The following is a 12,154-nucleotide window of genomic DNA, read 5'->3' as shown; positions in this document are numbered from 1 at the left end:
CCGTGCGCGCGCCCGGTTTTTTCACTTGCCAGCCGCGTCGGCTTTTGCCACATGCGCGCGCGGCTTGCATACGCCGGACCGCACGACGCGGCCGGCTGACTATCGTTGTCGGCGGCGCTGTATCTGCGTCGCAAAACGTTCATCAGGGGTTGTCTCAGTCATGTCACGTCTCAAGGTTCTTTACGGGTTTCATGCGGTGATCGCACGCTTGCGGCACGACGCGTCCACGGTCGAGGATGTCTACTACGATCCGACGCGCCGCGACCGCCGCATGCAGGACTTCCTGCACACCGCGAAGGAAGCCGGCGCGCGCGTGATCGCAGCCGACGAAACGCGCCTCTGGGGTCTCGCGCACACGGAGCGCCACCAGGGCGTGGTGGCCCGCGTCCACGATCTGGCGCTCGCGCAGAACCTCGCGGAGCTGCTCGACGGCATCCAGGGCTCGCCGCTCTTGCTCGTGCTCGACGGCGTGACCGATCCGCACAATCTCGGCGCGTGCCTGCGCGTGGCCGACGCGGCCGGCGCGCACGCCGTGATCGCCCCGCGCGACCGCGCCGTGGGTCTGAACGCCACGGCCGCGAAGGTGGCGAGCGGGGCGGCGGACACCGTGCCCTATATCACCGTGACGAATCTCGCGCGTGCGCTGCGCGAACTCAAGGACGCGGGCGTGTGGGTGGTCGGCACCGCCGGCGACGCGAGCGCGAGCCTCTACGAGACGAAGCTCGACGGTCCCGTGGCGCTCGTGCTGGGCGCCGAAGGCGAGGGCATGCGCCGCCTCACGCGCGAAACCTGCGACGAAGTCATGCAGATTCCGATGGCGGGCACGGTCGAGAGCCTCAACGTTTCCGTGGCTTCGGGCGTGTGCCTCTTCGAAGCGGTGCGCCAACGCGCGGCCGCGCGCTGAGCGCCGACCGGTCGCCGGCGGGATGACCTGCCGCGCGATCCTGCGAGACGCGGGCAGCCCGTGCCCGCATCTCCGGTAAACTATGCGGATTCCGCGTTTTTCTCCTCCTCGGGCTGTACTCCCATGACTCAAGACGAACTCAAGCAACTGGTCGGCCAGGCCGCCGCCGACTATGTCAACGCGAACGTGCCGGAAGGCGCCGTGATCGGCGTAGGCACGGGCTCCACCGCGAACTGCTTCATCGACGCGCTGGCGGCGAGCAAGGGCCGCTACCGCGGCGCCGTGTCGAGCTCGGTCGCGACCACCGCGCGCCTCGAAGCGCACGGCTTCAAGATTTTCGACCTCAACGAGATCGAATCGCTGCCCGTGTACGTGGACGGCGCCGATGAAATCGACGGCGCCGGCGCCATGATCAAGGGCGGCGGCGGCGCGCTCACGCGCGAGAAGATCGTCGCGTCGGTGTCGGACGTGTTCGTCTGCATCGCCGATGCGAGCAAGCGTGTCGACGTGCTCGGCCAGTTCCCGCTGCCCATCGAAGTCGTGCCGATGGCGCGCACGGCCATCGGCCGCCGCGTGACGGCGCTCGGCGGCGTGCCGGTGCTGCGCGTGCAAAAGGACGGCTCGCCCTTCATCACCGACAACGGCAACGAGATCCTCGATGTGAAGGGGCTGCGCATCAGCGACCCGCGCACGCTCGAGGCGCATGTCAACGCATGGCCGGGCGTGGTGACGGTGGGCCTGTTCGCCGCCCGCGGCGCGGACTTCTGCCTGCTCGGCGGTGAAAACGGCGTCGAGCGCGTCGATTACCGCAAGGCCTGAGCGGCCTCGCGCGAGCGGCGCGTGCAACAGGCTTGCGCCTGATTGCCTGTGCGCTGCCGCTCTTTATTCCGGCAGGCCTGCGTGGCCTGCCGAACCGAACGTCGCGATTAATCATTAAAAGAACGCGATTTTCCGGAATCTGGTTGTCTGCGCATCCATCTAAACTTCAATTCGCCTTTCGATTATTTTCGAAAGGAAATTCCCTGATTCAAGATCTTCGCAATTCACTACGTTGAGAACCGCACACAAAACCTGCGAATGACGTAGCAATAGTCTGACTGTCTGGGATATAAATTCACCGTCCGGCGCTGTTATGCAAACGGTTCGCTAAAAGAGACTTCGAAACGACCGGACTGGGGAAGGGCGGCGCGCAAAAATGCGCAGCGGCTCGAGGGTTTCTGTCAGGCAGTGCGTGAGAGTGGCTGGCGTACGCCGTGCGGTACACGGGGAAATAATGACAACAGCGGGTGTTGGGCGATTTGTATCGGACTGCTATTCAATGGAGTCCGCGAAGCGTACGGGGCTTTACGGGGCATTCCTTTCTGTTCTCCGGATTTTCAATTCTGCATGACCGCCTGATTTACGCGAATGCGTAAAGCTTAAGGCGTTCTGCGCGCGAGTTTTAATCTGGTCACTCCGTTAAACGGTCTTCCCGATTCCGGGCTGGTCCGCGGGGATATTCGCGCGTCTTAAATGCAGTGATTTTATCGGCATTGCAATTGAAGTCGTGTTAAATGCGCCCGCGCTATCAGGGGGAGTGCGCGCGCATTCATCCAACGTTCCCCTGTTTTATCAGGAAGACCACAATCATGAAGAAGATTCAGGCCATTTCGCTCGCCGCCATGCTCTCTTTCGGTTCGGCTGCCGCATTTGCAGGCGGTCCCGGCGGCATGGGCGCGCCGTCGTCCTCCACCACGTCGGCGGTGGGCGCAGCGGGCGTCGGCTTTGGTGCGACGGCACTCACGTCGAACTCGACTTCGTCGGTCAACGGCAGCTTCACGTCGGCGCTGACGGTGCCGGGCCATATCGACGCCACCGTGTCGCAAGGCAACCAGTCGTTCTCGAACGCGAGCCTCACGTTCGGTTCGAGCTACACGACGCAAAACGGCAACTCGCAGACCTACGGCCAGACGGCTAGCGGCTACGTCGGCCAGACCGGCACGACGACCACGAACCAGAATTCGTCGACGCTCGGCTTCACGAGCGCCACGCAGTCGGGCTCGCAGAATTTCAACTCGTCGGTGATCAACACGTCGTTCGACGGTTCGAGCGGCAGCTACGGCGGCTCGGGCTTCACGTCGAACGCGACCGCGAACGGCAGCGGCACGGCCAATGCGGACGGCGGCGTCGGCATCGTCGCAGCGGGCGGTTCGGGTTCGCTCACGGGTGGCATGCACTGGTAATCCGAACGGGTCAGCCGTTCACTAGCGCGTCGGAGAGGGGGCGCAGCCCCCTTTCCGTTCACGGAGAGAAGAATGAGCAAGCTGAAGCAAAAAATTGCCGTTGCCGGGGTGTTGCTGTTTGCAGGCGCCGCGTGGGCGCAAACCACGCCGACGATGACGTCGGGGACCACGTCCACGTCGAGCCAGACGAGCACCGTCTCCAATACCGTCGTATTGCCGAGCGGCGGTACGTCGGACGTCACGTATCACGGCGGCTACGATGTACGCACGACGCCTACGGTCTACGCGCCGGCCCTGACGGCCTCAGTGACCGAGACCTGCTGGGGCAGTATTTCCGCCGCGGTGTCGGTGGTGGGCGTGGGCGCGACGGCCGCGGGCACCATCAAGGATATGGACTGCAACAAGCGCCTGAATGCGGCCGTGGCCTGGCGCATGGACCGCAAGGACATCGCGTTCAACATCATGTGTCAGGAAGACGACTTCCGCGAGGCTGCCGCGCTGACCGATCATCCTTGCGGCGACAATCGCAAGGTCGCGAAGAACGACGGCGCACCCGTGCAATTGCGCAATGCCGACACGAGCCCGGATCCGAAGCTCCAGGAGCCGACCGACCCGTTCGTGCGCGAACGCGAGCACTTGCCCGCCTTGCCGCTTGCGCAGGCGCTCGTGCCTTCGGCCCATTGAGTCCGGCAAGGCTGAAGAGAAGAGGGCGCGCGCCTGTTCTCTCCAGCTGGCGCGGCAAGCTACGATCGATTCGGCATCCTCTATGTTCCGGTTGCCTTCGACCTTGCCTGACGGGTCGCGCGATGGCGCAGGCAAAGCGAGCAGGCGCGCAAAAGCGTGCCGCTACGGGCACGCTTTGTTCGGCGACGACACGCGAATGAACGCGCGGCGCGAAACGCACGCGCGCGCGATTACCCGCTCAAGCGACCGTTTCCGCCTGATGCAGGCGCGGCAGCAGCCGGTCGAATTCGCGGCGCACGAGCCCGTAGCACTCGCAGGCGCGGGCTTCGAGGCCTTCGCGATCGAGCACGCGGATATGGCCGCGGCTGTGATGGATCAGGCCTTCGTCGTGCAGCTTGCCGGCGGCTTCGGTAATGCCTTCGCGGCGTACGCCGAGCATGTCGGCGATCAGCTGCTGCGTGACGCTGAGATCGTTGGAAGCCACGCGGTCCACTTCGATCAGCAGCCAGCGGCACAGCTGCTTGCTCAGCGAGTGGTGACGATTGCACGCAGCGGTCTGTGCGACCTGCGTGAGCAGCGCGTGCATATAGAGCAGCATGAGACGGCGCAGGAAGTCCGAGCGCGCGAATTGCTGCTTGAGGGCTTGCGCGCTCATGCGATAGGCGAAGCCCGCGCATTGCACCTGCACGCGGTTCGGCATCGTTTCGCCGCCCGTCAGCACGGGCACGCCCGTCATGCCTTCGCGGCCGACCGCCGCGATTTCGACCGAGCTGCCGTCTTCCATTGTCGAGAGCAGCGAGACGATCGCGGTAGTCGGAAAGTACACGTGATGAATGCGCTGGCCGGAATCGCAGATCAACTGTTCGGTGCGCAGATGAACGAGTTCGAGGTGCGGGGCGAGAGCCTGCCATTCATGCGACGGGAGGGCGCCCAGCAAATGGTTGCCGTGAAGATCGGATTGAAGGGTTAACATGACTGGTCCTCGTGTGAAGCAGCGCGAGCCGCCTCCTGTTTTTGATTCCGTTCGCCGAACTCGTTGTTGTCTGCCGTTTCCCGTGCGGCTTTTGTGTTCGTCGTGCCGGCCCCATAGTCCCGCTTGTTGGTGCTTGTTCCAGCTTGTACTTGCCTCGTCCCATTCGCGCGTTTGCGGGCGCGGTATCGTTCGTCCGCATCTGCGCTCGTGTGGCGATCTCTCTTTAGCAGGGTGTGTGCCAGTTGGTGCGAAAGCACGCATTGAAGCGGCTGAGCGCGAGCCGGCCATGCGGCAGCGCGGCGAAACGCCGCGTTTTTGTTTCAGTTTTGTACGGCGACTTTGCGGGCCGCCGTGCTGCGCGCTGCCCGATTGAGAATCGCAAGCCAATGATTTGATTGACTTATTTCCCGTGGCGAGCGGGGGATTCAGAAATGGCTCCTCGTTGAAACATGGATCCGGGGCGATTCGGGCAGCGACCCAAAAAACAAGCGGTTTTGATTCACTTCTGTTGCAACGCAGACGAAGCCGGCGAAAAAACGTTCGGCGCTGAAACATCGCGCGCGGGTGGCTTTGCGGCGTGCCCGCCGGTGCGCATGCGGTCAGTGTGGGTATGCGTACAGATTGGTATGCCGAGGTTTGCTCCAATGAGGTCCGTAAAAAGCCTCGAGGCGTTGTGAGGCTTGAGAGATCCGGGAAGCGCGTGACGCTTCGGGCGAGCCGGCCGGCAGGCAGGGGCGGCGCTCGTCGACGTGACCCGGCGTATTTCAACGGGGAGCTCACCGCATGAATCAGCTCGTGACGCCTGCCGGCTTGCTCGCGGCAGCCAATGAACCCGACGTCGCGCTCATCGTTCAGCCCGTGGTGCTGGCCGGGGGCTCGGGCACGCGGCTGTGGCCGCTCTCGCGCGAGCATTGCCCGAAACAGCTGATCGATCTGCTCGACGGCGAGTCGCTGCTCGAAGCCACGGTGCGGCGGCTCGACGGCGTGTATGCCGAGGCGGGCGCGGCGATCCGCAAGGCCGCGCCGGTCGTCGTGAGCAGCGAGGAATTGCGGCTCATGACCGTCGACCGGCTCGGCCGCAGCGGCATGTCCGCTCGCGTCGTGCTCGAACCGGTCGCACGCAACACGGCGCCGGCGCTCACTGTGGCGGCGCTGGCAGCGCGCGCCGGGCACGAGGCGGCGCTCGTCCGCAATGGCGCGGATGCCGTATGCGACAGCGACCCCGTGCTCATCGCCATGCCGGCGGACCACCTGATCGCGGATCGCGCGGCGTTTGCCGCCGCGCTAGAAGAAGCGGTGGGGTACGCGGCGCGCGGCGCGATCGTCACGCTGGGCGTGCCGCCGCAGCGCGCGGAGACCGGCTACGGCTACATCGGCGCGGGGGCGGCGCTCGGCGCGAGCGGCGCACGCGTGATCGAACGTTTCGTGGAAAAGCCCGGTCCCGAACTCGCGGAGAGTTACGTGGCCTCGGGAGATTACCTCTGGAATAGCGGCATTTTCGTGGTGCGCGCATCAGTCTGGCTGGCTGCGATCGCGCACTGCCGGCCGGCTATCGCGGCGCAATGCGCGGCGGCGTTCGAGGCGGCCGCGATCGACGCCGACGGCACCGTGCATCTCGATGCCGCGGCGCTCGCCGCGTGCCCGTCCGATTCGATCGACTACGCGGTGATGGAGTCGCTCGGCGCCAACGCGCGGCTCACGGGCGTGGTCGTGCCGCTGGTGGCCGGCTGGTCCGACGTGGGCGCGTGGGATGCGGTGTGGCAGGTGTCGAACAAGGACGCGAGCGGCAACGTGGCCCGCGGGCGCGTGATGTTCGAAGACGTGACCGACACGTTCGCGCATTCGGACGGACGGCTCGTGGCCTGCGTAGGCGTGCACGGCGTGGTGGTGGTCGAAACGGCCGACGCCGTCCTCGTCGCGGCCAGGGATCGCGTGCAGGACGTCAAGGCGATCGTGGGCAAGCTCAGGCAGGAGCGCAGCGCGGTCGCGCAGCATCACCGGCGCGTGGAGCGGCCATGGGGCTGCTACGACTCGCTCGATCAGGGCGAACGCTTTCAGGTCAAGCGCATCGTCGTGAAGCCGGGCGGGCGGCTGTCGCTGCAGATGCATCATCACCGCGCGGAGCACTGGACCGTGGTGCGTGGCACGGCGCGCGTCACGCGCGGCGAGGAGGTTTTTTTGCTGTCGGAAAACGAATCGACCTACATTCCGCTGGGCGTGAAGCACCGGCTGGAGAATCCGGGCAAGACGCCGCTCGAGATCATCGAGGTGCAGTCAGGCGGTTATCTGGGCGAAGACGACATCGTGCGCTTCGACGATGAGTACGGCCGGATACAACGGTGAACAAGTACAAGGTTGAAAAGCACGACGTTGGGCCGCGCGCGAAAAAGCGTGCGCAGAAGAAACATGCACGCCGGCATCCCTGCATATGCACAGCCAGGGACTGCCGATCGATTTGAAGCCAGTTGAAAGCGTGTCGATTGAAGTAAGTGGGCGATTCATACGAACGCCTTACAAAAACAGCAGCGCAAGGGCCGACGGAACACGCGTAAATACGAACAAGATGCGTGCGCGCAAGCATCATGTCAGGAGATATCCTGGCTGGCGAATTATGCGAGGCGCATGGCAACGTAACACCTAAGTTCGACGACGCACGAGGGCCCGCGCAGTATCCGGCAAACATGGGCGATAACGCCCACATCGGGGGGGTAGGGTCATGGAACTGGGGAACAAGGAACGCTCGCTCGTCAGCAAGGTGATGGACGGGCTGATTTCAGGCATCGTCGAGGAGCGGTATGGCGCCGTGCTGCCGCCGCAGGACATCCTCTCGAAGGAGTTCGACGTGAGCCGCACGGTGATGCGCGAGGCGCTCTCCATGCTGCTCGCGCGTCACATGCTCGACGTGCGGCCGAAAATAGGCACGCGCATCCGGCCCATGCGCGACTGGCGCATGATCGACGAGGACGTCGTGAACTGGCGTTTCCGTTCGAAACCGGACAAGACGTTCTTGCGCGACGTGATCGAGTTTCGCGGCCTGATCGAACCGGCGGCGTGCGCGCTCGCGGCCACGCGCGCGAGCGCCGCGGACATTACCGGCATTCGCGAGGCGTTCGAGGCGCTGCGCCAGACGAGCACCGACGATCCGAATTTCCAGACCGCCGACGCGCTTCTGCACACGCGCATCCTCGCGGCGAGCGGGAATCAGTTTTATCAGCAGATGGCGGCGATCATTCGCGGCGCGCTGTCGCTCGTGAATCCGATTCTCAACACGCGTGACGGCGGCTGGAACAACGTCGTGGCGGCCCATGGGCGCATCGTCGAAGCGATCGAGCGGCGTGCGCCGAAAGAGGCCGAAGCGGCCGCGCTCGCGATGATCGAATACACCGCCGACGAACTCACTCGCGCGCTCGCGCCCGAGGCGCTGGAGCAGCGCTAAGGCCGTTCGCGGCGTCGCTTCGCTCGCCTCGATCCAGGCGCCGTGCGTGGATCGAGGCGAGCGCATTGCGGCGCGCTGCGTGTGCCGGTATCGTGCGTGTCTTTGGGTGCGCCGCGCGTGACGTACGTGAGGTACGTTGTGCGGCGGCCCTCGACCTCACAGCCGGAGCACGCAGCACATGAGCGAAACACAAACGATACGTTGGGGCATCGTCGGCGCGGGCCGCATTGCGCACCGCTTCGCGCAGGGCGTCGCGCACGTGCCGCATGCACGCGTCGAGGCGGTCTGGTCGCGGCGCGCGGCCACTGCGCAGGCGCTTGCCGCTACCTGCGGCGCAAAGGCGTGCGAGAGCCTGGATGCGCTCTTCGCGAGCGGCATCGACGCCGTGTATATCGCCACGATGCAGGACAGTCACGCCCAGTACGCCATTGCCGCGCTCGAAGCCGGCCTGCCCGTGCTGTGCGAAAAGCCCGCCACCGTGAACGGCGCGCAGCTCGAACGCGTGCTCGACGCGGCGCGCCGCGCGCAGCGCCTCTTCATGGAGGCGATGAAGCCGCCGTTTTATCCCCTCTATCGAAAGTTGCGCGCGCAACTTGAGGCCGATCCCATCGGGCCGGTCGGGCTCGTGCGCGCGGGTTGTTCGGTGGCAAGCGTGCCTGCCGACCATCCCTCGCTGTCGTTCGAACACGCGGGCGGGGCGCTGCTCGACATCGGCGTGTATGAAATGTTTCTTGCGGTCGACTGGCTCGGTGCGCCGCGCGAAGTGCAGACCGTCGGGCGCCTCGGCTCGACTGGCGTGGATATCTTCGCGAGTCTCAATTGCCAGCATGAGCGCGGCATTGCGCAACTGTTCTGCGGGCTCGATCTGCACGGCTATGGCGACGCGCTGCTGGCGGGGCCGCTCGGCAACGTGACGATCCACGCGAACTGGTGGAATCCGGCGCGCGCGACGGTGCGCTACGTGGACGGCCGCGTCGTCGAACTCGACGAGCCGTTCGAGGGCGGCGGCCTCAACTACGAGACCGCGCACTTCTGCGAGCTGCTGCGCGCGGGCGCGCTGGAAAGCCCGGTGATGACGCACGACACCTCGCGCCGCATGCTCGCCATGGCCGACGCCGCGCGAGCGGCGCTCGGACTGCGTTTCCCCTGCGAGTGACAAGCTAAACAGCGGCCCGCGAGTGACACGGCCCGCGTGGGCGGGCCGTGCATGAAAACGCCTGAGGCAGGGAGGAAAATCAGTGGCGCGCAGGCAGCGCGAGGCGCTTTTCGTACCAGTGCTGCACCCATTCGAGCACCTGGCAGAGCACCCAGTACACGGCGGCGGCCGCGAGATAGAGCGGCAGCGGCTGATACGTCGAAGCGATGATTTCCTGCGCGCTGCGCAGCAGCTCCGTCACGGTGATGACCGAAACGAGCGACGTGTCCTTGATGAGGCTGATGAGGCTGTTCGAGAGACTCGGCACGGCGATGCGCAACGCCTGCGGCGCGATCACGTAGCGCAGGGTCTGGCTGCGCGAGAGGCCGAGGCTATAGGCCGCGAGCCACTGTCCGCTGTGAATGCCGAGAATCGCGCCACGCATGCTCTCCGAGAGATACGCCGCCACGTTCGCGGAGAGCGCGATCACGCCTGCGGGCGTCGGGTCGAGCGAGATGCCGACGCTCGGCAATCCGTAATAAATGACGAAGATCTGCACGAGCAGCGGCGTGCCGCGCATCAGGCTCACATACACGCGCGCAATGAAGACGAGCGTGCGGTTCGAGCTGATGCCCATGAGCGCTAGCACGGCACCGCCGATGAGCCCGAAGATCATCGAAAGCACGGCGAACTTGACCGTCAGCACCGCGCCCTGTGCGAGCACCGGCAGCGACTGGATGATGAGCGTATAGATGGGCATGGGCGTAGGTAACGAATGGAAGTGGCGCGGTTTGCAATGGAGGCATATGTGCGAAGGGCGGCATCGTATGATGCCGCCCTTCGCGTCAGCCGGAATGTGCGGCGCTCGCGATCATTGCCGGATCATTGCGAGATCGGCTTCGTCACGTCGATGCCGAACCACTTGTCCGAGATCTTCGTGAAGGTGCCATCGGCTTCGAGTTGCGTCATCGCGTCGTCGATCGCCTTGGCGAACTTCGGATTGCCCTTCTTGAACGGAATGGCCGACGGGTTGCCGGCGCCGACCATCGCGCCCGTGCGCAGCGGCAGCTGCGAGTTCTTGAGCAGGTAGGCGAGCATCAGGCGGTCGTTGAGCGCCGCGTCGAGACGGCTCGCTGCGAGGTCGCGCAGATATTCGGGGGCACCCGGATAGGTCTTCACGTCGATGCCCGGCACCGACTTGGCCATGTCCATGTAATTGGTGCCGAGGCCGACGCCGAGCTTCTTGCCCTTGAGGTCTTCGAGCGTCTTGAACTCGCGCGTATCGTCCTTGCGCTGGATGAGCTGCGCGGCCGAGTACGTGTACGCCGGCGAGAAGTCGAGCACGGCCTTGCGCTGGTCGGTCACGCCGACCTGATTCACGATCACGTCGAACTTGCCTGCCTGCAGGCCCGCGATGATGCCGCTCCATTCGGTCGTGACGAATTCGGGCTTGAGGCCCATTTTCGCGGCCACGGCCTTCGCGATGTCGACGTCATAGCCGACCAGCTCGCCGTTGGGCGCCTTCGAGTTGAACGGGGGGAACGTGCCTTCGAGACCGATGCGCAGCGTGCCGCGCGCCTTGACCTGGTCGAGCAGGTCGTCGGCGTGGGCGCTGGCTGCGACGAACGATGCGCCAACGATTGCAAGTGCAAGGAGTTTTTTCAGCAAACCGGATTTCATGTTTTCCTCTTGTTCTGCTGCTGCGATTCTGGTGCTGGTGCACAGCGCCTCCGATGCGCCATGACTAGCGTGCCACTATAGCTTTACGCGCGGCCCGAGGCCAGCGCCCGCGCACATTCGGCGACGAGCGCCGGGCCCCGGTAGATGAAGCCCGTGTAGACCTGCACGAGCGAGGCGCCGGCCGCGATCTTGGCGCGCGCGTCGTCGCCCGAAAAAATGCCGCCCACACCGATGATGGGCACGTCGCCGCCCAGCTCGGCGCGCAACTTGCGGATCACGTTGTTCGAGGCATCGAATACCGGGCGTCCCGAGAGGCCGCCCGTTTCGTTCGCATTTGGCATGCCTTCCACCGCCGCGCGCGAAAGCGTGGTGTTGGTCGCGATCACGCCTTCGATCTTGTGGCGCAGGAGCGTGTCGGCGATTTCCTTGATCTGCTCGTCGTCGAGATCGGGCGCGATCTTGAGCGCGAGCGGCACGAGCTTGCCGTGCATGTCGGCGAGACGCTGCTGCTTGTCCTTGAGTGCGGCGAGCAGGGCGTCGAGTTCGCCGCCGCCTTGCAGCTGGCGCAGATTCTTCGTGTTCGGCGACGAGATATTGATCGTCACGTAGCTCGCGAACGGATAGACGCGCTCGAGGCAGAAGAGATAGTCGTCGGCGGCGCGCTCGATCGGCGTATCGGCGTTCTTGCCGATATTCAGGCCGAGAATGCCGCGATAGCGCGCGGCCTGCACGTTCTTCACGAACTGCTCGACGCCGTGGTTGTTGAACCCCATGCGGTTGATGATGCCGCCCGCCTGCGGCAGCCGGAAAATGCGCGGGCGCGGATTGCCCGGCTGCGGGCGCGGCGTCACGGTGCCCACCTCGATGAAGCCGAAGCCGAGCGCGGCGAAACCGTCGATCGCGGCGCCTTCCTTGTCGAGGCCCGCGGCGAGCCCCACCGGGTTGCGGAAGGTGAGGCCCATGACGGTGCGCGGCGAATCGGGCACACGCGGGGCGAGCAGGCCCGCCATGCCGGTGCGGCCGGCGGCGCCGATCATGCGCAGCGAGAGGTGATGGGCGTCTTCGGCGTCCATGCGAAAGAGCTGGTCGCGGACGAACGGATAAAGGGTGCTGAACACGA

At 65.2% G+C, this 12,154-nt stretch carries 11 protein-coding genes; 7 read left to right on the top strand and 4 right to left on the bottom strand.

From position 1 onward, the window contains the following. Nucleotides 1-160: 160 nt before the first annotated feature. The 4 genes from rlmB (at nt 161) to AB4Y35_RS14515 (ending at nt 3,810) form a co-directional block, all read left to right on the top strand. Nucleotides 161-904, top strand: coding sequence for a 23S rRNA (guanosine(2251)-2'-O)-methyltransferase RlmB (rlmB, locus tag AB4Y35_RS14530; RefSeq protein ID WP_368704863.1), 744 nt, complete (start codon nt 161-163; stop codon nt 902-904). Between the two features lie 123 nt (nt 905-1,027). Then, nucleotides 1,028-1,723 (top strand): ribose-5-phosphate isomerase RpiA, encoded by a 696-nt coding sequence (rpiA, locus tag AB4Y35_RS14525; protein WP_368704862.1) that lies wholly within the window; start codon nt 1,028-1,030, stop codon nt 1,721-1,723. An 809-nt stretch (nt 1,724-2,532) separates the two neighbouring features. Continuing rightward, the gene (locus tag AB4Y35_RS14520) at nt 2,533-3,126 is read left to right on the top strand and encodes a hypothetical protein (RefSeq protein ID WP_368704861.1); all 594 of its coding nucleotides are present in this window, start codon (nt 2,533-2,535) and stop codon (nt 3,124-3,126) included. Between the two features lie 72 nt (nt 3,127-3,198). After that, the gene (locus AB4Y35_RS14515) at nt 3,199-3,810 is read left to right on the top strand and encodes a hypothetical protein (protein WP_342920619.1); all 612 of its coding nucleotides are present in this window, start codon (nt 3,199-3,201) and stop codon (nt 3,808-3,810) included. A gap of 238 nt (nt 3,811-4,048) precedes the next feature. On the opposite strand, the gene AB4Y35_RS14510 is transcribed toward AB4Y35_RS14515, so the two are convergent. Then, a complete protein-coding gene (locus AB4Y35_RS14510) occupies nt 4,049-4,783 on the bottom strand; it encodes a Crp/Fnr family transcriptional regulator (protein ID WP_028204855.1) in 735 nt (244 codons plus the stop codon). A gap of 783 nt (nt 4,784-5,566) precedes the next feature. Between AB4Y35_RS14510 and AB4Y35_RS14505 the strand changes: the two genes are divergently transcribed. From AB4Y35_RS14505 to AB4Y35_RS14495, 3 genes are all read left to right on the top strand, one after another. Next, entirely contained in the window at nt 5,567-7,126 is a 1,560-nt protein-coding gene (locus AB4Y35_RS14505; RefSeq protein WP_368704860.1) for a mannose-1-phosphate guanylyltransferase/mannose-6-phosphate isomerase, read from the top strand. Nucleotides 7,127-7,499: 373 nt separating this feature from the next. Next, nucleotides 7,500-8,219: an FCD domain-containing protein gene (locus tag AB4Y35_RS14500; RefSeq protein ID WP_342920617.1), complete on the top strand. Its 720-nt coding sequence runs from the start codon at nt 7,500-7,502 to the stop codon at nt 8,217-8,219. A gap of 178 nt (nt 8,220-8,397) precedes the next feature. Then, nucleotides 8,398-9,375: a Gfo/Idh/MocA family protein gene (locus AB4Y35_RS14495; RefSeq protein ID WP_368704859.1), complete on the top strand. Its 978-nt coding sequence runs from the start codon at nt 8,398-8,400 to the stop codon at nt 9,373-9,375. 79 nt (nt 9,376-9,454) lie between these two features. Here the strand turns inward: AB4Y35_RS14495 and AB4Y35_RS14490 are convergent, their stop codons facing one another. The 3 genes from AB4Y35_RS14490 to AB4Y35_RS14480 all read right to left on the bottom strand — a co-directional run bounded on the left by AB4Y35_RS14490 (nt 9,455) and on the right by AB4Y35_RS14480 (nt 12,152). Beyond that, nucleotides 9,455-10,114 (bottom strand): amino acid ABC transporter permease, encoded by a 660-nt coding sequence (locus AB4Y35_RS14490; RefSeq protein WP_342920615.1) that lies wholly within the window; start codon nt 10,112-10,114, stop codon nt 9,455-9,457. A 122-nt stretch (nt 10,115-10,236) separates the two neighbouring features. Next, nucleotides 10,237-11,034: a transporter substrate-binding domain-containing protein gene (locus AB4Y35_RS14485; RefSeq protein ID WP_368704858.1), complete on the bottom strand. Its 798-nt coding sequence runs from the start codon at nt 11,032-11,034 to the stop codon at nt 10,237-10,239. Between the two features lie 83 nt (nt 11,035-11,117). Next, nucleotides 11,118-12,152 (bottom strand): quinone-dependent dihydroorotate dehydrogenase, encoded by a 1,035-nt coding sequence (locus AB4Y35_RS14480; protein WP_028204861.1) that lies wholly within the window; start codon nt 12,150-12,152, stop codon nt 11,118-11,120. Nucleotides 12,153-12,154: the final 2 nt, after the last annotated feature.

It is taken from the genome of Paraburkholderia sp. EG286A, assembly GCF_040965375.1.
GTDB lineage: Bacteria > Pseudomonadota > Gammaproteobacteria > Burkholderiales > Burkholderiaceae > Paraburkholderia.
The sequence above is the reverse complement of the archived record's forward strand: the minus strand, read 5'-3'. Positions and strand labels throughout refer to the sequence as shown.

Coding starts and splice junctions, on each gene's coding strand:
- AB4Y35_RS14500 (WP_342920617.1), top strand. CDS start 7,500: ATGGAACTGGGGAACAAGGAACGCTCGCTCGTCAGCAAGGTGATGGAC.
- AB4Y35_RS14495 (WP_368704859.1), top strand. CDS start 8,398: ATGAGCGAAACACAAACGATACGTTGGGGCATCGTCGGCGCGGGCCGC.
- rlmB (WP_368704863.1), top strand. CDS start 161: ATGTCACGTCTCAAGGTTCTTTACGGGTTTCATGCGGTGATCGCACGC.
- AB4Y35_RS14485 (WP_368704858.1), bottom strand. CDS start 11,034: ATGAAATCCGGTTTGCTGAAAAAACTCCTTGCACTTGCAATCGTTGGC.
- AB4Y35_RS14510 (WP_028204855.1), bottom strand. CDS start 4,783: ATGTTAACCCTTCAATCCGATCTTCACGGCAACCATTTGCTGGGCGCC.
- AB4Y35_RS14505 (WP_368704860.1), top strand. CDS start 5,567: ATGAATCAGCTCGTGACGCCTGCCGGCTTGCTCGCGGCAGCCAATGAA.
- AB4Y35_RS14490 (WP_342920615.1), bottom strand. CDS start 10,114: ATGCCCATCTATACGCTCATCATCCAGTCGCTGCCGGTGCTCGCACAG.
- AB4Y35_RS14515 (WP_342920619.1), top strand. CDS start 3,199: ATGAGCAAGCTGAAGCAAAAAATTGCCGTTGCCGGGGTGTTGCTGTTT.
- AB4Y35_RS14520 (WP_368704861.1), top strand. CDS start 2,533: ATGAAGAAGATTCAGGCCATTTCGCTCGCCGCCATGCTCTCTTTCGGT.
- rpiA (WP_368704862.1), top strand. CDS start 1,028: ATGACTCAAGACGAACTCAAGCAACTGGTCGGCCAGGCCGCCGCCGAC.